The organism is Leucobacter chinensis (assembly GCF_019049105.1).
Classification (GTDB): Bacteria; Actinomycetota; Actinomycetes; order Actinomycetales; family Microbacteriaceae; genus Leucobacter_A; species Leucobacter_A chinensis.
Window position 1 is genome coordinate 74,066 of record NZ_JAHQZR010000006.1, and the last position, 23,732, is coordinate 97,797.

21 protein-coding genes, 1 tRNA gene and 1 pseudogene are annotated in these 23,732 nt (G+C 61.3%); 16 read left to right on the top strand and 7 right to left on the bottom strand.

All coding sequences use genetic code 11. The annotated features are described in order from the left end of the window. Positions 1-19 precede the first annotated feature (19 nt). Genes KTJ78_RS07515 through KTJ78_RS07530 form a run of 4 tightly spaced genes read right to left on the bottom strand, consistent with a single transcriptional unit; the run spans position 20 to position 2,412 of the window. Positions 20-643: a histidine phosphatase family protein gene (locus tag KTJ78_RS07515; protein ID WP_217134166.1), complete on the bottom strand. Its 624-nt coding sequence runs from the start codon at positions 641-643 to the stop codon at positions 20-22. Beyond that, the gene (locus KTJ78_RS07520; RefSeq protein ID WP_217134175.1) at positions 640-1,626 is read right to left on the bottom strand and encodes a GNAT family N-acetyltransferase; all 987 of its coding nucleotides are present in this window, start codon (positions 1,624-1,626) and stop codon (positions 640-642) included. The genes KTJ78_RS07515 and KTJ78_RS07520 overlap by 4 nt, the downstream gene beginning before the upstream one ends. Then, entirely contained in the window at positions 1,607-2,014 is a 408-nt protein-coding gene (locus KTJ78_RS07525; protein WP_369808025.1) for a transcriptional regulator, read from the bottom strand. Before KTJ78_RS07525 ends, KTJ78_RS07520 begins: the two co-directional genes overlap by 20 nt. Beyond that, positions 1,987-2,412 (bottom strand): hypothetical protein, encoded by a 426-nt coding sequence (locus KTJ78_RS07530; protein ID WP_217134179.1) that lies wholly within the window; start codon positions 2,410-2,412, stop codon positions 1,987-1,989. Before KTJ78_RS07530 ends, KTJ78_RS07525 begins: the two co-directional genes overlap by 28 nt. Before the next feature lie 116 nt (positions 2,413-2,528). Between KTJ78_RS07530 and KTJ78_RS07535 the strand changes: the two genes are divergently transcribed. The 3 genes and pseudogenes from KTJ78_RS07535 to KTJ78_RS13925 all read left to right on the top strand — a co-directional run. Then, positions 2,529-3,020: a single-stranded DNA-binding protein gene (locus KTJ78_RS07535; RefSeq protein ID WP_217134180.1), complete on the top strand. Its 492-nt coding sequence runs from the start codon at positions 2,529-2,531 to the stop codon at positions 3,018-3,020. A 126-nt stretch (positions 3,021-3,146) separates the two neighbouring features. Continuing rightward, positions 3,147-3,797: a hypothetical protein gene (locus KTJ78_RS07540; RefSeq protein ID WP_369808026.1), complete on the top strand. Its 651-nt coding sequence runs from the start codon at positions 3,147-3,149 to the stop codon at positions 3,795-3,797. 332 nt (positions 3,798-4,129) lie between these two features. After that, a pseudogene (locus KTJ78_RS13925) lies at positions 4,130-5,122 on the top strand (recombinase family protein); the annotation flags it as partial. A gap of 627 nt (positions 5,123-5,749) precedes the next feature. On the opposite strand, the gene KTJ78_RS07555 reads toward KTJ78_RS13925, so the two are convergent. Then, positions 5,750-5,822: transfer RNA gene (locus tag KTJ78_RS07555), tRNA-Arg, on the bottom strand. A 118-nt stretch (positions 5,823-5,940) separates the two neighbouring features. Here KTJ78_RS07555 and argS point away from each other — a divergent pair. From argS to KTJ78_RS07605, 10 genes are all read left to right on the top strand, one after another. Then, a complete protein-coding gene (gene argS / locus KTJ78_RS07560; RefSeq protein ID WP_217134182.1) occupies positions 5,941-7,602 on the top strand; it encodes an arginine--tRNA ligase in 1,662 nt (553 codons plus the stop codon). Then, positions 7,602-8,366 (top strand): LmeA family phospholipid-binding protein, encoded by a 765-nt coding sequence (locus KTJ78_RS07565; protein WP_217134184.1) that lies wholly within the window; start codon positions 7,602-7,604, stop codon positions 8,364-8,366. The genes argS and KTJ78_RS07565 overlap by 1 nt, the downstream gene beginning before the upstream one ends. A 155-nt stretch (positions 8,367-8,521) precedes the next feature. Then, positions 8,522-9,931, top strand: a complete 1,410-nt coding sequence (gene lysA, locus KTJ78_RS07570) for a diaminopimelate decarboxylase (RefSeq protein WP_369808027.1) — start codon at positions 8,522-8,524, stop codon at positions 9,929-9,931. Positions 9,932-9,962: 31 nt separating this feature from the next. After that, entirely contained in the window at positions 9,963-11,285 is a 1,323-nt protein-coding gene (locus tag KTJ78_RS07575; RefSeq protein ID WP_217134186.1) for a homoserine dehydrogenase, read from the top strand. Positions 11,286-11,387: 102 nt separating this feature from the next. Then, positions 11,388-12,293 carry a homoserine kinase gene (gene thrB, locus KTJ78_RS07580; protein WP_369808028.1) on the top strand — a complete coding sequence of 302 codons (906 nt, stop codon included), beginning with the start codon at positions 11,388-11,390 and terminating at the stop codon, positions 12,291-12,293. Between the two features lie 166 nt (positions 12,294-12,459). Further along, positions 12,460-14,739 (top strand): transcription termination factor Rho, encoded by a 2,280-nt coding sequence (gene rho / locus KTJ78_RS07585; protein WP_217134190.1) that lies wholly within the window; start codon positions 12,460-12,462, stop codon positions 14,737-14,739. Between the two features lie 47 nt (positions 14,740-14,786). Further along, positions 14,787-15,863 (top strand): peptide chain release factor 1, encoded by a 1,077-nt coding sequence (gene prfA, locus KTJ78_RS07590; protein ID WP_217134192.1) that lies wholly within the window; start codon positions 14,787-14,789, stop codon positions 15,861-15,863. Positions 15,864-15,989: 126 nt separating this feature from the next. Continuing rightward, positions 15,990-17,216 carry a pyridoxal phosphate-dependent aminotransferase gene (locus tag KTJ78_RS07595; RefSeq protein WP_369808029.1) on the top strand — a complete coding sequence of 409 codons (1,227 nt, stop codon included), beginning with the start codon at positions 15,990-15,992 and terminating at the stop codon, positions 17,214-17,216. Between the two features lie 33 nt (positions 17,217-17,249). Next, entirely contained in the window at positions 17,250-17,744 is a 495-nt protein-coding gene (locus tag KTJ78_RS07600; RefSeq protein WP_217134196.1) for a hypothetical protein, read from the top strand. Between the two features lie 77 nt (positions 17,745-17,821). Then, positions 17,822-19,225 (top strand): MFS transporter, encoded by a 1,404-nt coding sequence (locus KTJ78_RS07605; RefSeq protein ID WP_369808030.1) that lies wholly within the window; start codon positions 17,822-17,824, stop codon positions 19,223-19,225. On the opposite strand, the gene epsC is transcribed toward KTJ78_RS07605, so the two are convergent. Continuing rightward, positions 19,222-19,791 (bottom strand): serine O-acetyltransferase EpsC, encoded by a 570-nt coding sequence (gene epsC, locus KTJ78_RS07610; protein ID WP_217134198.1) that lies wholly within the window; start codon positions 19,789-19,791, stop codon positions 19,222-19,224. The two genes, KTJ78_RS07605 and epsC, sit on opposite strands and share 4 nt — an antisense overlap. Positions 19,792-19,801: 10 nt before the next feature. Beyond that, positions 19,802-20,740: a cysteine synthase A gene (gene cysK / locus KTJ78_RS07615; RefSeq protein WP_217134200.1), complete on the bottom strand. Its 939-nt coding sequence runs from the start codon at positions 20,738-20,740 to the stop codon at positions 19,802-19,804. Between the two features lie 104 nt (positions 20,741-20,844). Here cysK and prmC point away from each other — a divergent pair, with 104 nt between their 5' ends. The 3 genes from prmC to KTJ78_RS07630 all read left to right on the top strand — a co-directional run bounded on the left by prmC (position 20,845) and on the right by KTJ78_RS07630 (position 23,714). After that, entirely contained in the window at positions 20,845-21,726 is an 882-nt protein-coding gene (gene prmC / locus KTJ78_RS07620) for a peptide chain release factor N(5)-glutamine methyltransferase (RefSeq protein WP_254259489.1), read from the top strand. A gap of 80 nt (positions 21,727-21,806) precedes the next feature. Further along, positions 21,807-22,589, top strand: coding sequence for an L-threonylcarbamoyladenylate synthase (locus KTJ78_RS07625; RefSeq protein ID WP_217134210.1), 783 nt, complete (start codon positions 21,807-21,809; stop codon positions 22,587-22,589). Between the two features lie 3 nt (positions 22,590-22,592). Then, positions 22,593-23,714 (top strand): MraY family glycosyltransferase, encoded by a 1,122-nt coding sequence (locus KTJ78_RS07630; RefSeq protein WP_217134212.1) that lies wholly within the window; start codon positions 22,593-22,595, stop codon positions 23,712-23,714. The last annotated feature ends 18 nt before the right edge of the window (positions 23,715-23,732 follow it).

Here is a 23,732-nt window from a genome sequence, read left to right on the forward strand (position 1 = left end):
GAAGCCCTCTTTCTCAGGGTTACTGCAGTAGCGCTGAGTTCAGTTCGACGAGGGTGCGGTTGTGGAAATAATCGTCTTCTCGCAGCACGGTGATGCCTCCTGGCTCCGCGCGCAACCGCATGTGCTGGAGAGCGTCGATGGGCAGGCGCAAGAACGCGGCTGCGACAAAGGTGAGTGCTCCACCGTGAGTGGAGATGACCTGGTGTTCGCACGGCTTGTCGAGGATCTCGTCCATGGCTTCGTAGATGCGGGTTGCGAACCCGTGCATGGTTTCTGCTCCTGCAATCCCCTCATTGTGGCAGAGCCGTTCACCGGTACGAGGTGGCGTGCGGAAGCGTACATTGAGCCATGACTGCGGTTTCCCTTCCGCGATTCCGTAAGATTTCTCCCGCAGCCGCGCATCGACCACCGCTGGGATGCCCAGATAGTTGGTGATGGCCTGGGCGGTCTGCGCGGTGCGCCGCAGGTCTGATGAATACAACTCGACAGTTTCCCCGGGTGGGATTCGTGCTGCGAGTGCGGCACCGATCCGGTCAGCCGCTTGTAGCCCTTGGTCGGTGAGCTCGGAGTGGTACCAGCCTCCGACTAAACCGTTGACGTGGTGTGTGGCTTCGGGGTGGGTGACCACATACAGCGTCCTCATGCGTCTGTTTCCTGACGTAGATCTCCGGATGGCAGGGAACTGAGATGTTCGTGCGTGAGTAGCCACCCGTGCTCGGTTCGCATGAAGACGTTCGTGGCACGCCCGGCACCGGAGCGCATCTCGCCTTCTATGGCGCCTTTCCAGTGGTAGGTATAGGTCGCCACAGCTGCTTGATCGGCGTCTGTAACCCATTGGATTTTTTCGGCCCAATAGTGCTCATCGGGGATCATCGCCCAGGTGCGTTCAAAGTAGTCGCGCACCTGTGTGAGGCCGATGCAGGTTGCGTCACCGAAGAAATAGACGGCATCAGAGGAGAGAAGTTTCTCGACCTGGTCAAAGTCGTGCGTATTCGTAGCCGCCAGATACGCACTCAGAGCTTCGGCAGCCGTTGTTTCTGGTGAACACCCCTTGCCTGGCGCATGAGGGAAGTTCGCCCTCATCTTCCACACCGGAGGTCCTCCGCCCACGCCGGTATGGGTGATGGTTTGAAATCCGTGCCGCTCATACAGGCGGACGTTGCGAGGATCAGAGGTGTCCAGCTCCACTGATGCACCGCCTCGCCGGGCCGCTTCAGCCAGCGCGAACGACAACAGGGCAGACGCGATCCCGCTGCCTTGGGAGTTGGGAAGCACGCCAAGAGTTTCGAGCCGCCATGCTCCTGTCGGTGGATCAGTAGGTAAGTCAGCGTGGTCGAGTCTGTCGATCCGGTCGCCGTGCAAGCGCACGATCTCGTCGATCATCCCTGGGTCGGGTTCGGGAGCATCGGGCGGCAGGAGCGCGATCACGCCCTCGCCGTTGCCCACCACGGCGACGATCCCATGCATGTGCGCATACTCGAGATACAGCAACTGTAGATCGTGTAGCCGCTGATGATAGTTCTCTTCAGGAATCACGTGGCGCGTCCACGGATAATGTTCAAACGCAGCAGCAAGACTGATTGCGCTCGTGGGGAGGTCGTCGGCGCTAGCTAAGCGGGGTGTCATTGGGAATCTCCTGGTTGTCCAGAGGCGCGGCTTGTCCGCCGTTGCCTTTATTGCCTGAAGAGCCGGGGATACCTGAGCCGACAATGGCCTGCAGCGTGGCAAGGTGCCGTTCGAACGCGGTACGCCCGGTCGTGGTGATGCCAACCCAGGTGCGCGTGCGTCTGCCCACGGTTTCTTTACGCACGGTCACCAGGTCAGCATCTGCGAGCACGGTGATGGCTTGCGAGAGTGTGGAGTCACTCACCTCCAGGAGGTTTGCGAGGAATCTGAAATCCACATCTTCCAGGTTCCGCAGCGCGGCCAGTAACGAGAACCGCACGGGGGAGTGGATGAGGGTGTCGAGGTCTTTGCGGGGATGACTCATCGGCGAGAGCTCGCAAACAGGCATGCCAAGATCGGGGTGATCGACACGACTCCGGCGAGCACCCACCACCACGGCGAAGACAGACCAAACAATTGCAGCGCGGGGTCAAGCATGAGGGTGTAAAGCGCGAACCAAGTCGCCACCGCGATGCCCATGTTCCGCAGGCCGTGGCGCGGGATCGACTCGCGATAGCGGAACGCGATCATCCAGATACAGAGCGTGACGAGCAGGAACGGTGCGAACGCCTTCCAATAGTTCACCTTGACAATGTCAAGCGAAAGCGTAAAGGCCAGCGCATACGCGGCCTGCATGACTACGAAGACACGGAACCATCGCGTGGCTCTCCGCGCATCCTGCGCAGCCTTCTCACCCACGGCGACCAGACGAGTTGCATCTTCAACAGAGAACTTGTTTTCACTCATGCAACTACTTTATTAATCCTAAAGTCGTGGTGTCCAGTCGACACGATCACGGCCCGTACCTATCCGGTAGCCCCCTCATGTCCTGTGCAGGGGTGAACCGATAGGAGTACCCGCTGATGAGCATCCGCACCAAACAGTCCCTCGCAGGGTTCGTCGCCACCGATCCGGAGCTGACGTTCACCAGCAGCGGCGACGCGCGCGTCTACATGCGCGTCGGGCAGCCTCAGGCCCGGTTCGAACAGGACGGCACGTTCACCCAGCTCGACCCGGAGTTCACCGACCTGGTGATGTTCCGCAAGTCCGCTGAGCTCGCACACGAGCAGTTCCGCAAGGGCGACAACTTCATCGCCGAAGGCGAAACCCGCACCTACACCGGCGACGACGGCATGGAGCGGGAGCAGTTCGTCGCTTCCCGGATCGGGCACGACAACAACATCACCCGCTACACCGTCGACCGCGGAGCACCCGAACGCGAGGCACCGCAGCACGAAGCCCCTGGCCGGGAACAGATGCAGCAGGTGCTCGCGCAGCGTGAAGCAGACCTGGACCCTGAACCACCCGCCGCATCCGCCACGGGCTCGACGGAGCGCGAGGCCGTTGCCCGCTAACCCGTGGGGTTTCCACGCCGGGTGCGGCGACCATCCTCACACCTCCGCCAGGTCGCCGCACCCACCTCTCTTCGCTCTCTCGCGCCGCAGCAGCGACGGCGCGTCTTTCACACTCAGGAGTAGACGATGAACAGTGGACAACCGACCCCGGATGCGCCGGGGCCAGACTTCGACGGGACGGATCTCGGCGACCTCCCACCCGGCGTGGAGGAAAAGATGCGCGAGCTCGCGAAACAGGCCTACGTCAGCGACCTCGCGGCAGCCCTCGGGCAAGTGCCACGCCCGATCAACTGGCGCACCCTCCCACCCAGCGACCTCGAACACGAACTCCTCGAACTCAACGAATGGGTGGACTGGCTCCGCCACACCTACGGTCTCCCCGCACAGGTGATCCCTCCGATGTGGCACCGCCACCCGGAACTCTTGTGGGAGCTGTCAGCGCTCAGGCAACACTGGCTGTTCTGCTTCGACCCACAAGCCAAAGGCAACCAGGCCCTCGCCTGGCACCACGACTTCGCTATCGCCCGCGAACGCCTCCGCGACTGGGTCACGATTTCCGGGACACGCCTGGACCGTGACCGCCCCACCCGCATCACCGCCTGGCCGGGAGGCGAATCAGAAGGGTGGGAGGAGCCTGACACTGCTGAGCGTGCCGTGACTGCTCGGATTGAGGACTTCCTTGCGTTCGTAGACGAGCAGGTCGCCTCCAGAACTGCGGAGCAGGACGCAGTGATCCGTCAGGTGATCGCCGATGAGCAGCGTGGCCGTGATGGGTGAGCAGCCCGCGAAGCGGAAACCACCAGCTTCGGAACGGTCCTTCGGAATCCAGGCGGTGCATCGCGACCGCCCGAACATGACTGCACTGACGGAGCTATTCGTGCGGTTCACCCTGGCAGAAGCACACGCCCGCCGGGATACGCAGCCCATTCCTATGCGGGTACGTCCGGAGGTGCTGAAGCAGGATGCTGACTGGGAACGCACTGGCGAAGGAAGGTAACATCGCAACCCGCCCAGAATGCCTGGTGGCGGGGAGAAAGGAATCAGGGATCCCCGCCATGACCTATGTAACAGACACATTCACCCCTGTATCGAGTCCGGTCGCCGAGAGCATGCTTGCTCCGGCAGTCACGTATCTGCGGGTCTCCACCAAAGAGCAGGCCACCAAGGGCGGCCGCGACGAAGGCTTCTCGATCCCCGCGCAACGAGCAGCAAACCACTCCAAGGCCGAATCGTTAGGCGCTTCGATCATCAAAGAGTTCGTTGACGCAGGCGAGTCCGCGAAAAAAGCAGACCGGCCAGCGCTGCGGGAGATGATCGCCTACGTCAAACGACACAAAGTCGCTTACTGCATCGTCCACAAGGTTGACCGGCTCGCCCGCAACCGCGCCGACGACGTCGAGATTCACCTCGCCCTGCGCGAAGCAGGCGTCATACTTGTCTCCGCGACAGAGAACATCGACGAAACCCCATCCGGGATGCTGCTTCACGGCATCATGTCCTCGATCGCGGAGTTCTACTCCGTCAACCTCGCCAACGAGGTGATGAAGGGCCTCGTGCAGAAGGCATCCACCGGCGGCACCCCGATGCGCGCCCCGATCGGCTACCTCAACACCCTGCACCGCGACGAACTCGGCCGCGAAGTGCGTGGCATCAAACAAGACCCCGACCGGGCGCGCCTGGTGAAGTGGGCGTTCACCGCCTACGCATCGGGAAACTACAGCCTCGCCAAGCTTCGCATCGAACTCACGAACAAGGGCCTGCGCTCTGTGCCAACCCCGAAACGCCCTGCGAGACCTTTGGGGCTTTCGAGCGTGCATCGAATGCTGCAAAACCCGTACTACAAGGGAGATGTCGTCTACCGGGGTGTCCGATATGACGGGGCACACGAACGGCTCGTTGAGCCAGAAGTCTGGTATCAAGTGCAGTCCGTTCTGCGCTCCCACGCCCAGTCCGGGGTCCGCACGCAAAAGCATGACCACTACCTGAAGGGCACCTTGTTCTGTGGAAGGTGTCGTCAGCGGATGACGATCATCCACGCCAAGAACCGGCACGGCAACATCTACCCGTATTTCATCTGTCTGGGCCGCAACAACAAGCGCACGACCTGTGACATGCCGTATGCGCCGATGGACCGGGTTGAGAAGCTCGTCTCTGACTACTACCAGCGCATCACCCTCACGCCAGCGATGACCGACGCATTGCGGGGCATGCTGATGCACGAGTTCGACCAACTGACCGCGGGCACTAACCAGTCCGTCCGAGACCTCACTGATCGGCGCAAGCAGATCCTTGCTGAGCAGGACAAGCTCCTGGAAGCACACCTGGCCGAGGCGCTCACGCTGGACCAGTTGAAGAAGTTCCAGACCAGGCTGCGAGCAGAACTTGACGGGATCGAGGCTCAGATCGCTGAGCACCACAACGACTACCAGGGAGCCCGAGACCTCATCGACGGAGCCCTTGATCTCGCACGAGATTTCGCCGCTGTGTACGAGCGCTGCGACGACCAGAACAAGCGCCTCGCGAACCAGACCTTCTTTACCCGCATCTACCTGAATGAAGACGACACCCTCAGTGTGGACACCGCCGCACCGTTTGAGACCATCCTCGACGAGACCACGAAGCAGCAGGCCATCACCTGGGCCGACCAGCTCGCCGCCGCCAATAAGAAGAGCGATGTTGTAACCCAAGACCTGTTTCTTCAGGCCCGGGTTACAACATCGCTCATTGCGTGCCCCCGGAGGGATTCGAACCCCCGACCTACGGTACCGGAAACCGGCGCTCTATCCCCTGAGCTACGGAGGCAAGTCGTTACAACTTTTCAAGCTTAGCGCACCGCAGTGGCCGGTGCGTAATGCTCGGCACGGCTGCTGCTTGCGAGCTGAGCGCCGCGGGTTCCCGAATCGAAGTAGACTATTGAGCTATGACACCGAAAGATCTTCAAGCAGCACTTCTCACCATCGTGACCGATGTCATTGCCTCACGAGGCAGTGACATCCAGGTAACCGAGGCCGACGTGCAGCTCGAGCGACCGAAGAGCCGCGATCACGGTGACTGGGCCTCAAACGTGGCGATGAAGTTCGCGAAGCGTCTTGGCACGAATCCGCGTGAACTCGCCGAGGGTATCGCCGCAAAGCTCGCGGAGCTCGACGGTATTGCCAAGGCAGAGGTTGCCGGCCCCGGCTTTATCAATATGACGTTTGACGCGGCGAGCGCGGGCGCAACCGCCAAGCTTGTCGTCGAACAGGGCGAAGCGTACGGCCGCAGCAACGTGCTCGCTGGCCACAACATCAACATGGAGTTCGTCTCGGCGAACCCGACCGGTCCGCTGCACATGGGGCACACCCGCTGGGCGGCGCTCGGTGACTCGATTGCTCGGGTGCTCCGTGCCGCGGGTGCCGAGGTGACGAACGAGTACTACATCAACGACGCCGGTGCCCAGATGGATAAGTTCGGCCGCTCGGTTCTCGCAGCAGCCCTCGGTGAGCCGGCCCCCGAAGACGCTTACCCGGGCGAATACATCACAAACCTCGGCAAGCGCATCATCGAGGTGCGCCCCGACCTCGGCGACCTGCCGCGTGACGAGGCACTCGCCGAAGCGAGCGAGATCGGCTACCAGCTGCAGCTCGCCGAGATCAAAGACTCACTCGAGCGGTTCAACGTGCACTTCGACGTGTTCTTCTCAGAGCGCACGATGCACGCGCCGGGCGAGAATGGTGCGCCGAGCGCGATCGAAAACGCGATGGAGCGCCTGCGTGAGCAGGGCCACGTCTACGAAGCAGACGACGCGACCTGGGTGCGCACGACGGCCTTCGGTGATGACAAAGACCGCGTGTTTACCCGCGGCAACGGAATCTTCACGTACTTTGCCGCCGATGCTGCCTACTATCTGTCGAAGATGGATCGCGGTTTCGGCGAGAAGATTTACCTGCTCGGCGCCGATCACCACGGCTACATTGGTCGTCTCAAGGCGATCGCGGGTGCCGCTGGCGATAACCCCGAGACCGACATCACGGTGCTCATCGGTCAGCTTGTTAATCTCAACGGCGCACGCCTTTCGAAGCGCGCAGGTAACATTATTGAGCTCGACGACCTGCTCGAATGGCTTGGCTCTGACGCGCTGCGCTACTGGCTTGCGCGCTACCCAGCTGATTCGCCACTCGCGCTCGACGGTGAGCAGTTGCGCAGTCGCACGAACGACAACCCTGTCTTCTACGTGCAGTACGCGCATGCTCGTTCACAGGCCGTTGCCCGTAACGCGGCGGCAGCTGGCATCGATCGCAGCGCCTTCGCGCCAGAGATGCTCGTGCACGACACCGAGAACGACCTGCTCGGCAAGCTGCAGGAGTACCCGCGCATCGTGGCCTGGTCGGCCGAGTTGCGCGAACCGCACCGCATCGCACGCTACCTCGAAGAGCTTGCCGCGTCGTTTAACCGCTGGTATGACAGCTGCCGCGTGATCCCCCTCGCCGATGCTCCCGTTGAAGATCTGCATCGTACGCGCCTCTGGCTCAACGACGCCACCGGTATCGTGCTGCGCAACGGTCTCGACCTGCTTGGCGTGAGCGCGCCAGAGCGCATGTGATGACCACGAAGCGTACCAAAAAGAGGGGGTGGATCGCGGCCGTCACGACGGTCTCGATCCTCGCCCTCCTTCTCGGAGGAACCGAGCTGGTAATGCGCCAGGTCGTGCCGAAGACGATGGCCGATCTTGCTCGTGAGGCTGTGGGGCTGAGCGAAGACCATCCCGTTGACGTTGAGGTCTCGGGGTATCTGACGCCCCAGGTCATCTTCGGAACTTTTTCGAAGGTTCAGATGAGCGCCGAGAACGTCCCGTTCGCCGAGGGCATTCGTGCCTCGGTCACCGCGAACGCTCGTGAACTCCCGAGAGATGTCACGCAGCACGAACTCGGTGAAACGACGCTCACGGCAACGTTTACCGAGCAAGAGTTGACCGAAGTGTTGAAGACGCTGAGTAAGGGCGTGGGGCAGCGGCTCGTCATTGATGGTGACCAGCTTTCGATTGATAATGAGCTCTCGCTCTTCGGGCAAAAAGTTCCGGTTTCTGTAACATTTGCACCCTCTGTGGTCGATCATCAGCTCCATATTGAACCGATCGCGGTCGACGCGGCGGGCATTTTGTCGCTCGGTGTCGACCAGCTCGCAGACTTTCCGCTCTTTGCTGATTTCGCCAATGGGCTCGATGTTTGTGTTGCGAGCTATATGCCCGCGGGGGTTCAACTCGAAGGGCTCTCGCTCTCGACGACCAAAAAGCTCTCGGTCACGCTCTCTGCCGACCCACGAATCGGAGTCGACGAAACGCTCCAAGAACCAGGCAGCTGTAACTAACGATCTGTCACACATTCCCGCGGGGCTTTGGGAATTTGGTAGCCTTATCAAGTTGTTTCGAGGCGCAAACCTCGTTCGAATGGCTTCAGGGGTCAATCCGGGCTCGCTCGCCAGAAGAACTCACCATTCTCTGGCGGCTCGATAGAACCTTATTCATGACTCATTATCGAGCGAGAGGCCTCTTGATGACCGCTGAAACCCGCGTAGACATTGATACCCGCGTTTTTCCTTCAACCGCGCGTCGCGGCAGCCAGTGCGGTCAGCTCAAACTCCAAGGAGTGAAAGCAGGCGAGCTCGTTGAGCAGTACGGCTCGCCACTCTACGTGATCGATGAGTACGAAATACGCACCCGGGCCCGTGAGACCCGCGAGGCGTTCGAACGTGCGTTTGGGCGTCATGGGGCAGAGGTTTCGGTGTACTACGCATCGAAAGCGATGTTGGCTGTCGCTATCGCCGAGTGGGTTACCGAAGAAGGCCTCGGCGTTGACGTTGCGACGGGGGGAGAGCTCGCGGTCGCGCTTGCTGCGGGAGTCGACGCGTCACGTATCGGCGTTCACGGCAACAACAAGTCTGACGCCGAAATTCGACGCGCCGTCGAAGCTGGCGTCGGATCGATCGTGATCGATAGTCCCCAAGAAATCGCACGCGTCGCGAAGGCGGCCGAGGCGGCCAAGACGAGGCAGGCTGTTTTTTTGCGCGTGAACAGCGGTGTTCACGCCTCGACCCACAGTTACCTCGCGACGAGCCACGAAGATCAAAAATTTGGTGTGCCGCTTACTCAGGCCGCCGCGCTCGCCACTGAGATTCGTTCGTATGCTTCACTCGATTTTCGAGGACTGCACTGCCACATCGGGTCGCAGATTTTTGCGACCGACGGTTTTGCCGAATCGGCAAGACGCTTGCTCAGCGTGTATGCCGAGCTCGAAGCCGGAGGCACGGTTGCTGAGCTCAACCTTGGCGGGGGCTTTGGCATCGCCTACACCTCTGAAGAAGCTGAAGAGGCGCCTGAGATTGGTGCGCTCGCGGCCCTCATCGCTGATGCGGTGGCCGTGACCTGCGCCGAATACGGCCTCAAGATTCCTCACATGTCATTCGAACCGGGAAGGTCGATCATCGGCCCGGCTGGGGTGACCCTGTACACGGTCGGCACCACGAAACCCGTGACGCTGACCGACGCAGACCCTCAAGACGAGGGCGCAGCAGAGCGCCTCTACGTGAGCGTCGATGGCGGTATGAGCGACAACGCTCGGCCCGCGCTCTACGACTCGGTGTACGTCGCACGTATTGCTTCGCGTCTCAGCACGGCAGAACCGATCCTCACGAGAGTGGTTGGCAAACACTGCGAGGCAGGCGACGTGCTCATCGAGCGCGAATGGCTGCCGGGCGATGTGCAGCCGGGCGACGTACTTGCGGTACCGGCAACGGGCGCGTACTGCTGGGCGCTCTCAAGTAACTACAACTATGTGCCGAGGCCACCCGTGGTCGCCGTGCACAACGGAGCATCACGGCTCATCGTGCGAGGCCAAACAGAGGCCGACCTCGTTGCGCAGAGCGTGATCTCCTAACCTCCCCTTACGTGACAGAAATGGAGCCCCAGTGAACGGGTACAGAGACCTTCGAGTGGCATTGCTCGGAGCAGGATCGGTTGGATCGCAGGTAGCCAGGCTCATTATTGAGCAGGGCGATGAGCTTGCCGCACGCGTGGGCGCGCGCCTCACGCTTGCAGGTATTGCCGTGCGTGACATCGATGCTCATCGAGACGTCGAGCTGCCGCGTGAACTCTTCACAACCGATGCCGAAACGCTCGTGCTCGGTGCCGACATTGTTGTTGAGCTCATGGGAGGGGTCGAGCCCGCTCGTACGCTGATTTTGCAGGCCATCGAGGCTGGAGCCGACGTGGTGACCGCGAACAAGGCGCTCATCGCCGAGTGTGGCGCAGAGCTCGCAGAAGCAACTGAGCGCGTTGGTGCGCAGCTCACGTATGAGGCCGCCGTCGCCGGCGCCATTCCTATTCTGAGGCCGCTTCGCGAGAGCCTCGCTGGTGATCACATCACGCGTGTGCTCGGCATTGTGAACGGATCGACGAACTACATTCTTGACCGCATGGATCGCTTTGGCGACAGCGCCGAGGACGCGATGAAGGTCGCTGCTGAGCTCGGTTTTCTTGAGGCCGACCCAACACTCGATGTTGAGGGGTACGACGCCGCACAGAAGGCAACAATTCTTGCCTCGATGGCCTTTCACACGAACGTGCCGGTCGATGCCGTGCACCGCGAGGGCATTACGGCGATCACGGCAGAACAGATCGAGACGGCAAAGCATGCCGGCCAGGTCATCAAGCTGCTCGCAATTGCTGAGCGAGTCGAAGCGCCCGACGGGAGCCTCGGAGTTTCTGCACGGGTATACCCAGCCCTCATCAACCGTGACCACCCGCTTGCCGCAGTGCATGAGGGCAAGAACGCGGTCTTCGTCGAGGCAGAGGCCGCGGGAGAACTCATGTTCTATGGTGCGGGTGCTGGCGGGGTTGAAACCGCGAGTGCGGTGCTGGGCGACCTCGTTTCGACCGCGAAACGGCACGTCGCGGGAGGGCCGGGCATTCAGATGTCGAACCATGCGCAGTATGAGATTTTGCCGGTCGAAGACGTCTACACCCGGTACCTCATCATGCTCGAGGTCGCCGATGAGCCAGGCGTGCTCGCCTCTGTCGCAGGTATTCTTGCCGAGCAGGGCGTCAGCGCCGCGAGCGTGGAGCAGGCCCCCAGTAAATCTTCACGTGACGGTGATGGGCCAAGAAACGCTACGCTGGTCATTGGTACCCACACCGCGCGCGAAGCGGCACTCGCTGCAACCGTGCGCGCGCTTGACGCGAGCGACGTTGTGCGGCACGTCACAAGCGTGCTGCGCATGGAGGGCAACTAAGCAGTTGTGACTCGCCGCTGCGAGTGATGCTTGCGGTGGGTCATGACCAGTACGGCCGTTCAGTGAAACGGCCTCAAGACTTGAAAGAAGAGACACGTGCCAGTGACCAAACGCATTCACGTGAGGGTTCCCGCAACGAGCGCGAACCTTGGGCCAGGCTTTGACACCATGGGCATCGCGTTGTCTGTTGGCGACGAGCTCACCGTTGAACAGCTCAGCGAGCCCGGGCTTCAGGTAACGGTCACGGGTATTGGCGCTGAGAGCATCCCGACCGACGAGTCGCACCTCATCGTGCGCTCAATTGCCCACGTCTATCAGCGCCTTGGGCGCGACATGCCCGGTATGGCCCTCACGACGGTAAACCGTATTCCGCACAGCCGGGGCATGGGTTCTTCGGGCTCAGCCATCGTTGCTGGAGTCATGGCCGCGGCCGGTTTACTGGAAGGTTCCGTCGAGCTGAGCGCCGACGATCTGCTCACCTTCGCGACCGAGCTCGAAGGGCACCCCGACAATGTCGCTCCAGCCCTGTTCGGTGGCCTCACCATCGCTTGGACGAACGAGCAAGGCCCTCGATCGAAGAAGCTTTCGGTGCACAGGGGAGTGTCGCCACTCGTGCTCGTGCCAGAGTTCACAATGTCGACCGAACTCGCCCGCAGTTTGCAGCCTGAGCAGGTGCCTTACGCCGATGCGGTGTTTAACCTCTCACGTTCGTCATTGCTTGTCGCAGCCCTCACGCAGAGCCCGGAACTGCTCTTTGAAGCGACCGAAGATCGACTGCACCAGGACTACCGCGGTGTCGCGATGCCGCGCACGAAAGCTCTCGTTGACACTCTGCGTGCCGCGGGCCACGCTGCCGTGGTCTCGGGTGCTGGCCCGTCGATCCTCGTGCTGTGCAATGGGCCAGCTGAACGACTTGAGGCAGCGGCCCTCGTGAAAGCACATGACGCAACCTGGGAACGAAAGCTTCTTGCGGTTGACACGTTGGGTGCTACAGTAGAACAGGTTTAGTACTGAGAGCACTCGCTCACCGGAACAACCATTTCCCCATCGCATCACGCGAAGAACGCGTTGCGGTGTCATGCCCGCCCAGCATATAGGGCAAACAGCGCATGCACATGGTAGTTGCAGATCGAACACAGCGATCTCCCCAGCATGCACCCCCGAAAGGATCACCGTGGAGCAGAACTCCAACGAAACATCACCGGAAACGCCAGAATCTTCAGCAACGCCCGAGACTGGCGACGGCGTAACGGCCCCGAAGCGCGCACCGCGTCGGGCTACCTCGAAGAAAGTGACGGTCGCTGAAGCAGAGCAGCCGAAGGCCGACGAAGCAGCCGCTGTCGAAGCCGCTCCGGCTAAGACGACGAAAGCTGCGGCCGCGAAGGCCGAAGCTCCTGAAGCTGCCGAAGACGCAGTGAAAGAAGCCCCGAAGCGGGTTTCTCGTGCGCGTAAGAAGGCTGCCGAACCAGCAGCTGAAGCCCCCGCAGCCGATGCTGCCGCGACGGAAACCGTGGCAGCAGTGACCCCGGCAGCGCCTGAAAGCACCGAGACTCAGGCCGAGCCTGAGGCGAAGAAGCCCGCGACACGCCGGCGCAAGCCAGCCGCGAAGGCAGAGGCCGTGACTGAGGCAACTGCTGAGGCGCCAGCAGCAGACAAGGCTGAGGAGCCGGCTGTGGCAGCTGCCGAGGCAGAAGCTCCCCGCAAACGCACGCGCCGTGCTACAACCGCGACTGCGAAGGCTGAGGCACAGGACGCCGCGGCAGCGGCAGAGGGAACCCCAGAGGCAGAGAGCCAGGAAGCGGTAGCCGCGACCAAGACCTCGTCACGCCGCGCTTCGACCACGAAGGGTGCGGCCACGAAGAGTGCAGCCGCTAAGGGCGCCGCGGCAAAGAACGCCGCGCAAAAGGGCGACGCCGATACCGCCGAGGCCCCTGAAGCCGCCGAGGCCGCTAAGGCCGATGCCAAGGCTGAGGGCGAGCAGGCAAACGCCGACGAGCAGGCAAAGAGCGATAACCGTCGCAACACTCGTTCGCGCAGTCGCGCTAAGTCACAGGATGACGCCGAGAAGGGCGACGCGCAGCAGAACGGCGGTCAGCAGAACAACGGCCAGCAGAACGGTCGTGGCAATAAGAACGACGCGAAGAACGACAAGAACGACAAGTCGGAGCAGAGCGAAAAGAACGAGCAGCCGGGCGAGGGCCAGGGTCAGCGTCAGGACCGCGACGACCAGCAGTCGTCACGCAGCCGTACTCGCCAGCGCGACCGCAAGCGCCGCGGCCAGCAGAACGAAGATCTCATCGATCCCGAGCTCACTGACGAAGACGTGCTGCTGCAGATCGCAGGCATTCTTGACGTGCTCGATAACTACGCTTTCGTGCGCACCTCGGGTTACCTACCTGGGCCCTCAGACGTGTACGTCTCGCTCGGTCAGGTGAAGCGCTACGGCCTGCGCAAAGGTGACGCGATCGTTGGCTCGATCCGCAAACCAGCCGAGAATGACAACGGCGGGCGCCAGAAGTACAACGCAATCGTCAAGATTGACTCGGTGAACGGTGCGGCCCTGACCGAAGACATGCAGCGTATTGACTTCGCCGAGCTCACGCCGCTGCACCCTGTCGACCGCCTGCGTCTCGAGACCACCGCTGACAAGGTCACCCCGAGAGTCATCGACCTCGTGGCACCGATCGGCAAGGGCCAGCGTGTTTTGGTTGCTGGCGCACAGCGCTCTGGCAAGTCGGTCGCACTGCAAGAGATCGCGGCTTCGGTGTCGGCGAACCACCCCGATGCCCACCTCATGATGGTGCTCGTTGACGAGCGCCCCGAAGAGATCACCGAGATGCAGCGCACGGTGAAGGGTGAGGTCATCGCCTCGACCTTCGACCGTGCCGCTGACGACCACACCACGGTCGCCGAACTCGCCATCGAACGAGCAAAGCGTCTCGTTGAGCTTGGCCACGACGTGGTCGTGCTGCTCGACTCACTCACGCGACTGAGCCGCGCCTACAACGCTTCGACGCAGAGCTCGGGCCGCGGCCACTCGAACCACATCGACGCTTCACAGCTCGCAGCACCAAAAAAGCTCTTCGGTTCAGCACGCAACGTCGAACACGGCGGATCGCTCACGATTATCGCGACGGTACTGACCGAGACCGGCTCACGTGCCGACGAGGTCATTTGCGAGGAACTGCGCACCGCGGCAAACAGCGAACTTCGCCTCTCGCGCGAGCTCGCTGAGCGTCGCATGTACCCCGCACTGAACCTCAACGGTTCGGCGACGCGTCACGAGGAGACGCTCCTGACCAGCCAGGAGGTTGATGCGACCTGGAAGCTTCGCCGTGCGCTCGGCGCGCAGCCAGAGAGCCAGGCGAGCGAGGCCATTCTCTCGAACATGCAGAAGACCCAGTCAAACGCTGAGTTTCTCACACTGCTGCAGAAGTCGCAGGGTGCGCTGTAGCGTAGGCCCGCCCCGACAGCACACCGAGAGAGAATTCAAGGAGAATCATGTTTGATCAGGTGCATACGCTTCTCGAAGAGCACCAAGACCTGCAAACGCAGCTCGCTGACCCAGAGCTGCACAGCGACCAGGCGCGCGCCAAGCGCGTGAACCGTCGCTACGCAGAGCTGTCGAAAATTAAGGCAGCCTATGAACAGTGGCAACAGCTCGGTGACGATCTCGAAGCGGCTCGCGAACTTGCGAAAGAAGACGACATGTTCGCCGAAGAGGTGCCCGTGCTCGAAGAGCAGCTCGCGGTGGCTCAGGAGAAGGTTCGTCGCCTGCTGATTCCGCGTGACCCCGACGACGCTCGCGATGTCATTCTTGAGATCAAAGGTGGTGAGGGCGGCGCTGAGTCGGCGCTCTTCGGTGCCGATCTGCTGCGCATGTACATGCACTACGCAGAGTCGAAGGGCTGGAAGACCGAGATTCTTGAGAAAGACGAGAACGATCTCGGCGGTTACAAGAACGTGCAGGTTGCCATCAAGGGCAACGCTCAAGACCCCTCGCAGGGGGTGTGGGCACACCTCAAGTACGAGGGTGGCGTGCACCGCGTGCAGCGCGTTCCCGTGACCGAGTCGCAGGGCCGCATTCACACCTCAACGACGGGCGTGCTCGTGTACCCCGAGGTTGATGAACCTGAAGAGGTCGACATTCAGCAGAACGACCTGAAAATCGATGTGTACCGCTCATCAGGCCCTGGCGGTCAGTCGGTGAACACGACTGACTCGGCCGTGCGCATCACGCACATTCCGACCGGCATCGTCGTTGCAATGCAGAACGAGAAAAGCCAGCTGCAAAACCGTGAGGCGGGCATGCGTGTGCTTCGCGCACGACTGCTCGCTCGCAAGCAGGAAGAAGCCGCTGCCGAGGCAAGTGCCTACCGTGCTGGCCAGATTCGTACGATGGATCGTTCAGAGCGCATTCGTACATATAACTTTCCTGAGAACCGTATTGCCGATCACCGCACGGGTTTCAAGGCCTACAACCTTGATCACGTGATGAATGGTGCGCTCGATGCTGTGGTCGATTCGTGTATTCGAGCCGACGAAGAGTCGCGACTCGCAGAGCTCGGCAACGACTAGAACGTTAACACCCAGGCTTATCTCTGGGAGCGAAAGGGCGCCTGAGGGAATACCTCCGGTGCCCTTTTCTTTGCCAAAAAACGAGCTGAATCGCCACCCGGAGCACCGCGGGCTAGAATGGCCTGTGTGAATGAGCAGCGCATCGGCCAGTCGCCGAAACTTCGAGGTGTTCGCTACGACGTTCGTGGCCCGATTCTGCAAGAGGCTGAGCGTCTTGAACGCGCCGGCGAGAAAGTGCTTCGGCTCAACATCGGTAACCCGGCACCCTTCGGTTTCGAAGCGCCTGAGGCGGTGCGTGATGCGGTGACGAATGCGCTCTCGATCGCCGAGGGCTACAGCGACTCACGCGGCATTCCTGCGGCCCGCGAAGCGGTCGCCGAGTTCATGGCGGGTGAGGGGCTCACGAGCGTCTCGCCTGATGACGTGTTTATCGGTAATGGCGTGAGCGAACTCATCTCGATCGTGCTCCAGGCTATGCTGGGCCCCGGCGATGAAGTGCTCATTCCTGCGCCCGACTATCCGTTGTGGACAGCGCAGGTAACGCTCTCAGGTGGCCGTGCCGTGCACTACGTGTGCGATGAGGCTGATAACTGGCAGCCCAATCTCGAAGAGATTGAGTCGCTCATTACTCCGAAGACTCGGGCACTCGTGCTCATCAACCCGAACAACCCCACCGGCGCCGTCTACTCAGAAGAGCTGGTGCGCAAGTTTGCCCAGCTGGCCGAGCGGTACGGCCTCGTGCTACTCGCTGACGAGATCTACGAGAAGATCCTCTACCGCGGGGCGCAGCACGTGCACGCCGCGAAGTTTGTCGAATCGACGCTCTGCATCACCTTTGGTGGCCTCTCGAAGGCATACCTCATCGCAGGCTTCCGAAGCGGCTGGATGGTGCTTTCAGGCAATCAGGAGCGGGCGCAGGAGCTGATCGAGGGCATCACGCTGCTTTCCAACATGCGTATGTGTGCCAACGTTCCCGCGCAGTACGCGATTCCCGCGGCCCTCAGCGACGATAGTTCGATCCGCGCCCTCACGGCTCCAGGCGGGCGACTGCTTGAGCAGTCGGAGCTCGCGCACCAGCTGCTCACCGAGATTCCGGGTGTGACGTGCGTGAAACCAGATGGTGCCCTCTATCTCTTTCCCAAGCTCGACCCAGAGCGGTATCTCATTGAAGACGACCGCGCGTTTGTCATCGATTTGTTGCGGGCAACGAACGTGCTCATCACGAACGGTCGCGGCTTCAACTACCCGACGCCAGATCACGTACGCTTTGTGACGCTGCCCGACACTGTTGTGCTCACCGAAGCCATTTCGCGCATTGCCGGGTACCTCGATACGGTGCGCGTCGACCACTAGATCTCGAGCGGGACTCGCACTAGGCTTCATAGCATGGGCACTCGAATGATGATGATGACCTGCACGATGCTCGGCGCCGCTGCGGTGCTTACGGGCTGTGCTCAGCCGCACCAGGACACCCTGCCTGAGGCGGAAGCAAAGGCCGAAGCTTTCATGCAAGAACTCTCTGCTGACGAAGATAATCTGGGGTCATTTTCGTCCAGGGTTACGTCGAATACCGCTCCTGAAGACGACGACGCGAACTTTAACGTGACCCTCGACGCAAAGGTGTGGCCAACGCAGGGCGTCGTTGCATGCTTCGGTAAAGGGAACGCCGAGTTTGTGCTCTCCTTGGTCGACGCCGACGGCTCTACCGTGTCGAATGGGCCGGTTGAGATTGCGTGCGATGGGACGCAAAAGACCATCGAACTCGACGAGGCCACCGAAGCGATCGGCCTCGTGAGCCTGAGCGTGAGCGCGGTTGACGATGCCGAGGCTTTTGTCGTCGGCGGAGTGCGGGGAACAAGCGTTCTAAACACTCGTGAGTGACGGTTTGACCGAAAATCTCGGGACCGTATCGCCGCGCCTGCACAGAGCGGCACGTGTCGAGAGTTAGACTCAATACTGTGAGTCGCCGTAAAGATACCGCCCCAAGGTTTCTCCCCTGGCTCGTGTGGGGCGTCGCAGAGCTCATGTACATCATCGCGATCATCAATCGCACCTCGCTCTCGGCCCTAGGCCCGACGGCGCAAGATCAGTTTTCGATCGGTGCTGCGACCCTCTCGATTTTCGCTGTGCTGCAGCTCGTCGTGTACGCGGTAATGCAAATCCCGGTAGGCCTCTTGCTCGACCGTTTTGGCGTGACCCGCGTGGTGCTCTCGGGCGGCTTGCTGATGGCTATCGGCCAGTTTGGCATGGCATTTGCAGGAGAAGTGTGGATCGCGATTGTCGCCCGGATGCTTGTCGGCGCCGGCGACGCGTTTATCTTTACGAGTCTCATGAGACTTCTGCCCGATTGGTTCCCGGCTCGCAAGCTGCCAATGCTCGGCCAGCTGACGGGCATGCTTGGCACGCTTGGCCAGGTTGTCTCGCTCTTTCCACTCTCGCTCGCTGTTGGGGTGTTCGGCTGGGCTGCAGGCTTTACCGGAATCGCGGTTGCCTGCCTGTTCGTCGTGCTCGTCGGTGCGATGACGCTACGCGATACGCCGGGTGAGCCCACGACGGTCGAGCGAATCCGTGGCAAGCGGGGCAACCTGTCTGAGCGCGCCGAACTCTTGCTCGCCGACGGCAGCATTGGTCTCGCCTCACTGCCTTCGAATACCGGGCTCATCGCCCTTCCGGTTGCCCCTGGAGCGAACGCGTTCAAGCGGTTCTTTGCAAACATGCGCGTTGTGCTCGGCATTCCAGGGGTGCGTCTCGCGTTCTGGGTGCACTTTTCGACGCCCTTTTCACAGCACTTGATGCTGCTGCTCTGGGGCACTCCGTTGCTCGTATACGGCATCGGTATGACCCCGACCGCAGCATCGACGGTTCTGTTCGGCATGGCGATTACGGGCGGTCTCGCGGGCCTCGTCCTTGGCCGGGCCACCTCTCGGTACCTCGAGCATCGTGTGCACATCGCGATGAGCGTCATGTGCGTCATCGCCGTTGCGTGGGGTGTGCTGTTGCTGTGGCCAGGTACCCCGCCGCTGTGGCTTGTGTTGACAGTGACGACGATTACCTCGATGGGCGGCGCCGCCTCAATGATCGCTTTCGAGATCGTGCGGTCACACTCCCCGCGACGCTTCATCGGGCTCTCGACGGGCACAGCGAACATGGGCGGCTTTATTGCGGCGCTCATAGCGATGCTGCTCGTTGGCATTGTGCTCGACGCGCAGGGTGCGGGGTCGCCCGAGACCTTCACGATGGATGCCTTCCGCTGGGCATTCGCGACACAGTACCTGGTGTGGATCCCGGCGCTCTGCCTGCTCGTCATTGAGCTGCGCAAAACGCTTCGGTGGAACGAAAAGAACCGCGGCTCGGGCCGCTAGATGACGTAAAAGTCGGCCGTGTCTGGCATCTCTGCAAGGGGTGCACCCCGGCGCGGCCTCGGCTTCGCGGGAATGCCCACGAGCGTTGTCCAAGGTTCGCTATCGTGCACGACAACGGCGTTACTGCCAATGGCGCTATCGTGACCGATGCTGATATTGCCGAGTACCTTTGCGCCAGCGCCGATCGTGACCCGGTCGCCAATGGTCGGGTGACGCTTGCCCTTCTCATGACCGGTGCCGCCCAGGGTGACCTGGTGGTACAGGTGCACATCGTCGCCGACCACGGCCGTTTCGCCAATGACCACGCCCATGCCGTGGTCAATGAAGAGACGTCGACCGATGGTGGCTCCCGGGTGAATTTCGATGCCCGTGAACCATCGCACGATTTGCGAGATGACGCGCGGCACAAAACGCATGCCTCTGCGCCAGAGCGCGTTGGCAGCGCGGTGCCACCAAACGGCATGAAGGCCCGAGTAGACGCAGAAGATTTCTACGCTTCCTCGGGCCGCCGGGTCATGCTGTTTGGCCGCTGTAATATCCTCGCGAATGCGACTGAACATACCCACGTTTACTGTCTTACTCCTGGTTGAGATCCTCAAACAATACGGTCGAGAAGTACCGCTCACCGAAGTCGGGAATAACCACGACGATCTTCTTGCCCTGGTTCTCGGGGCGTTTTGCGACCTCGGTCGCCGCATAGACCGCGGCGCCGCCCGAGATGCCGGCAAGAACGCCCTCTGATGCGCCGAGCGCGCGAGCGGTGCGGATCGAGTCGTCGAGGGTCACGTCGAATACCTCGTCATAAACCTCTCGGTCGAGCACCTCGGGAACGAAATTCGCGCCGAGGCCCTGAATCTTGTGCGGCCCTGCTTTGCCCTCACTGAGCAGTGGCGAGTCGATCGGCTCAACTGCGATGACCTTGACTTCGGGGTTCTGCTCTTTCAGGTAGCCGCCTGCGCCGGTGATGGTTCCGCCTGTGCCGATGCCAGCGATAAAAATATCGACGCTGCCGTCGGTGTCGTTCCAAATCTCGGGGCCGGTGGTTGAGCGGTGGATCGCGGGGTTCGCCGCATTGCCGAACTGGTTGGCGAGCACAGCACCTTCGGTCTCGGCGACGATCTCTTCGGCCTTAGCGACGGCGCCCTTCATGCCGAGTGGTCCCTCAGTAAGCACAATCTCTGCGCCGTATGCGCGAAGGAGCTTACGGCGCTCGATGCTCATGGTCTCGGGCATGGTGAGAATGACGCGGTAACCGCGTGCGGCGCCGACAAAAGCGAGTGCGATGCCGGTGTTGCCGCTCGTGCCCTCAACGATGGTGCCGCCGGGCTTCAGTGCACCTGACTGCTCAGCGGCGTCGATGATGGCGATGCCGATACGGTCTTTGACGCTGCCGGCGGGGTTATAAAATTCGAGCTTCGCGTAGATCTCTGCTCCCGCGTCTTCAGCGACGCGATTGAGCTTCACGAGGGGAGTGTTACCGAAGGCCTCGGTAATATTGTTGTATACCCGCGACATGGGTTACCTTTCGTTGTGCGATACATTGAGCGCCGAATGGCACGAAACCATCATAGCGAAATGTTATTGAAGGCCAAATGTAAACTTATGGATGGTGTCACATATTGTCATCTGAACACTCGCTTCTCATTCATGAAACGCTCCTGTCACTGAGCAACGCGTTCGAGACCGCTGGTATTCCCGATCCCCAGACAGATGCTGAGCTCATCGTAGGGTCTGTGCTGGGTGAAAGCCGGGGAAGGGTGCAGTCGCTCGCGATTATGGGAGGGACACTCGAGCCTGCACAGCGAGAGCGTATTGAATCGCTTGCGAGTGAGCGTGCGCAACGGGTGCCCCTGCAGCACCTCACGGGCAAGGCTCCTTTTCGTCATTTTGAGCTTGACGTGGGGCCAGGCGTTTTTGTTCCCAGGCCAGAAACCGAAACGGTTGTGCAATTTGCCATTGATGAGTTGCAGGCCGACATGGCGCCTGAGCCGCTCGCGCTTGACCTGTGTACGGGCAGCGGCGCTATTGCACTCGCGATGGCAAGCGAGGTGCAGCGAAGTCGAGTGTGGGCCGTGGAGAAAGACGACCACGCCAGGGCGTGGGCAGAACGCAACGTTGCGCGTCTGGGTGACGGAAGAGTGACGCTTCTGGCGGGCGATGTCACTTCGCCACCAGCCGAGATCCAACAGCTCAAGGGTAGGCTGTCGGTCATCGCGACAAACCCTCCCTACGTTCCTTCCGGGGCTATTCCGCGAGATCCAGAGGTGCGTGATCATGATCCGCAGCTGGCTCTCTATAGCGGCGAAGACGGGCTCTCGCTCATTCGCGTGATCAGCCGAACCTACCGCGAGTACCTGCGGCCTGGAGGGCTCATCGTCATTGAACACGCTGAGATGCAGGGCAGCGCGGTGCGCGATATTTTGGCTGCCGACGGATGGAACTCGGCGGCGACCCACCGTGATCTTACCTTTCGTGACCGGGCGACAACCGCGAGGGCGTGAGCGCACAGCCGCCTGCGTGACGGCAACGCGCCCACGCATCAAAAGCTTGAGTTCAGGCACTGGGAGTAAACTCTTGACCCATGGCCGAACTCTATGACTGCTCAGATGCCTCACAGCTGCTCATCGGCGCCCGTACGGCGCGCCAGGCGATTGGGCGCGGCGAGCTTATCGTGCTACCAACCGACACCGTTTACGGTGTTGCGGCCGACGCTTTTAGCCCACAGGCCGTGACGAAACTTCTCGAAGCGAAGGGGCGGGGCAGGCAGTCACCGCCTCCCGTCATGGTTGCCGATATGGCAGCGGTTGGAGCCCTCGCAGAGAGCGTTCCCGAGTGTGTGGAACGACTCGCGGCTGCGTTCTGGCCTGGGCCACTCACGATTGTTTTGCCGGCGCAACCCTCGCTGAGCTGGGATCTCGGTGATACCGGGGGAACCGTCGCGTTGCGCATTCCCGCGCAAGACGTCACCCTTGAGATTCTCCGGGAAACAGGCCCGCTCGCGGTCTCGAGCGCCAATAAGCACGGCGTTCCCGCGGCAAAGAACGCGGCCGAAGCAGACGAGATGCTCGGCGATTCGGTTGCCGCAGTGCTCGACGCGGGCGAGGTGCCCACGGGTGAATCGTCGACCATTGTTGACGCAACTCGCGTGAGCGAGGGCAAGCTTCGTATTCTGAGGCAGGGCCCCGTCAGCATCGCAGACCTCGTTGAAGTGTGCCCCGAACTCGAAGTTAGTGTCGCCCCGAAACGCCCCGCCGTGCCAGCAGCGCCAGAGCCAGGGGCGGCCGAAGCAGAGCCGACTGAAGCTCAGCCAACCGAAGCTCAGCCGACCGAGGAAGCGCCGGCAGCCGAGGCAACGGGCAACTAATTCGTGATTCCGTATCTATGGGTGGGTGCGCTTGCGGCGGCGGTAACCGCGGTGGCCTCGATCGCGGTGCTGTGGGTGAGCCGCAAATACCAGCTTGCCCCGGAGGTTCGCGAACGCGATATGCATCAGAACCCGACGCCACGCCTTGGTGGGGTCGCGATGTATATCGGGCTGCTCGCCGGAATGCTCGGTGTTGTGTGGTTCGGGGGCAATGACTTCGCGGTTGTCTTGCAAAATACAAGCCAACTGTGGGCGCTACTCATTGCCGTCACGATTATCGTTGTCGTAGGCGTTATCGATGACCTCATCGACCTTGACTGGATGCTGAAGCTCGGAGCTCAACTGGTCGCCGCCGGTTTGCTCGCATGGCAGGGTGTACAGATTCTTTCGCTGCCACTTGGCAACACGCTCATCGTTGCCTCGCCATATATCAACATGGTGCTCACCGTTTTTCTTATGGTGACGGTGATGAACGCGATGAACTTCATCGATGGGCTTGACGGGCTCGTCGCGGGTGTTGCCCTGATTGCAAACCTGACATTCTTTGTCTACACGATGTTGCTGGCGCGCGATCTTGGGAGCGCTGAATCGGTGAGCTTCGCAAGTCTCATCGCGGCGCTGCTCGTGGGGGTGTGCGTCGGCTTCTTGCCGTTCAATTGGCACCGCGCAAAAATGTTCATGGGCGATGCGGGCGCCTTGATGATCGGGCTGCTCATGGCGACGTCAACGATCATGGTCACCGGTCAGCTGAACCCCGCTTCGCTCAGTACCGACGTGGTGATTGCCTCGTGGATTCCGATCATCCTGCCCTTCGCTGTGCTTGCGTTGCCTCTCGCTGATCTGTTGCTGGCTGTTGCACGCCGGCTGAGGGCAGGGAAGAGCCCATTCAGTGCCGATAGACATCACCTGCACCACAAGCTCATCGACCTTGGGCACTCGCACACGCAGGCGGCAATGATTTTTCACCTGTGGACCCTCGTGATCTCACTCGCATGCCTGCTTACCTTTACGCTCGAGGGGTATACGATTCCCATTCTTGTTCTCGTGATTGGCTGTGGGCTGTGCCTTGTTGTCACCCTCGTGCCAGCATCGCGGGCAAAGACATTGCTACGGTTGCACTCGTAACCCCTGAGAGGAACCCCG

Excerpts from the sequence above, each read along its gene's own strand:
- KTJ78_RS07515 (WP_217134166.1), bottom strand. The coding sequence starts at position 643 with ATGAGGACGCTGTATGTGGTCACCCACCCCGAAGCCACACACCACGTC.
- KTJ78_RS07520 (WP_217134175.1), bottom strand. The coding sequence starts at position 1,626 with ATGACACCCCGCTTAGCTAGCGCCGACGACCTCCCCACGAGCGCAATC.
- KTJ78_RS07525 (WP_369808025.1), bottom strand. The coding sequence starts at position 2,014 with ATGCCTGTTTGCGAGCTCTCGCCGATGAGTCATCCCCGCAAAGACCTC.
- KTJ78_RS07530 (WP_217134179.1), bottom strand. The coding sequence starts at position 2,412 with ATGAGTGAAAACAAGTTCTCTGTTGAAGATGCAACTCGTCTGGTCGCC.
- KTJ78_RS07535 (WP_217134180.1), top strand. The coding sequence starts at position 2,529 with ATGAGCATCCGCACCAAACAGTCCCTCGCAGGGTTCGTCGCCACCGAT.
- KTJ78_RS07540 (WP_369808026.1), top strand. The coding sequence starts at position 3,147 with ATGAACAGTGGACAACCGACCCCGGATGCGCCGGGGCCAGACTTCGAC.
- argS (WP_217134182.1), top strand. The coding sequence starts at position 5,941 with ATGACACCGAAAGATCTTCAAGCAGCACTTCTCACCATCGTGACCGAT.
- KTJ78_RS07565 (WP_217134184.1), top strand. The coding sequence starts at position 7,602 with ATGACCACGAAGCGTACCAAAAAGAGGGGGTGGATCGCGGCCGTCACG.
- lysA (WP_369808027.1), top strand. The coding sequence starts at position 8,522 with ATGACTCATTATCGAGCGAGAGGCCTCTTGATGACCGCTGAAACCCGC.
- prfA (WP_217134192.1), top strand. The coding sequence starts at position 14,787 with ATGTTTGATCAGGTGCATACGCTTCTCGAAGAGCACCAAGACCTGCAA.
- KTJ78_RS07600 (WP_217134196.1), top strand. The coding sequence starts at position 17,250 with ATGGGCACTCGAATGATGATGATGACCTGCACGATGCTCGGCGCCGCT.
- cysK (WP_217134200.1), bottom strand. The coding sequence starts at position 20,740 with ATGTCGCGGGTATACAACAATATTACCGAGGCCTTCGGTAACACTCCC.
- KTJ78_RS07625 (WP_217134210.1), top strand. The coding sequence starts at position 21,807 with ATGGCCGAACTCTATGACTGCTCAGATGCCTCACAGCTGCTCATCGGC.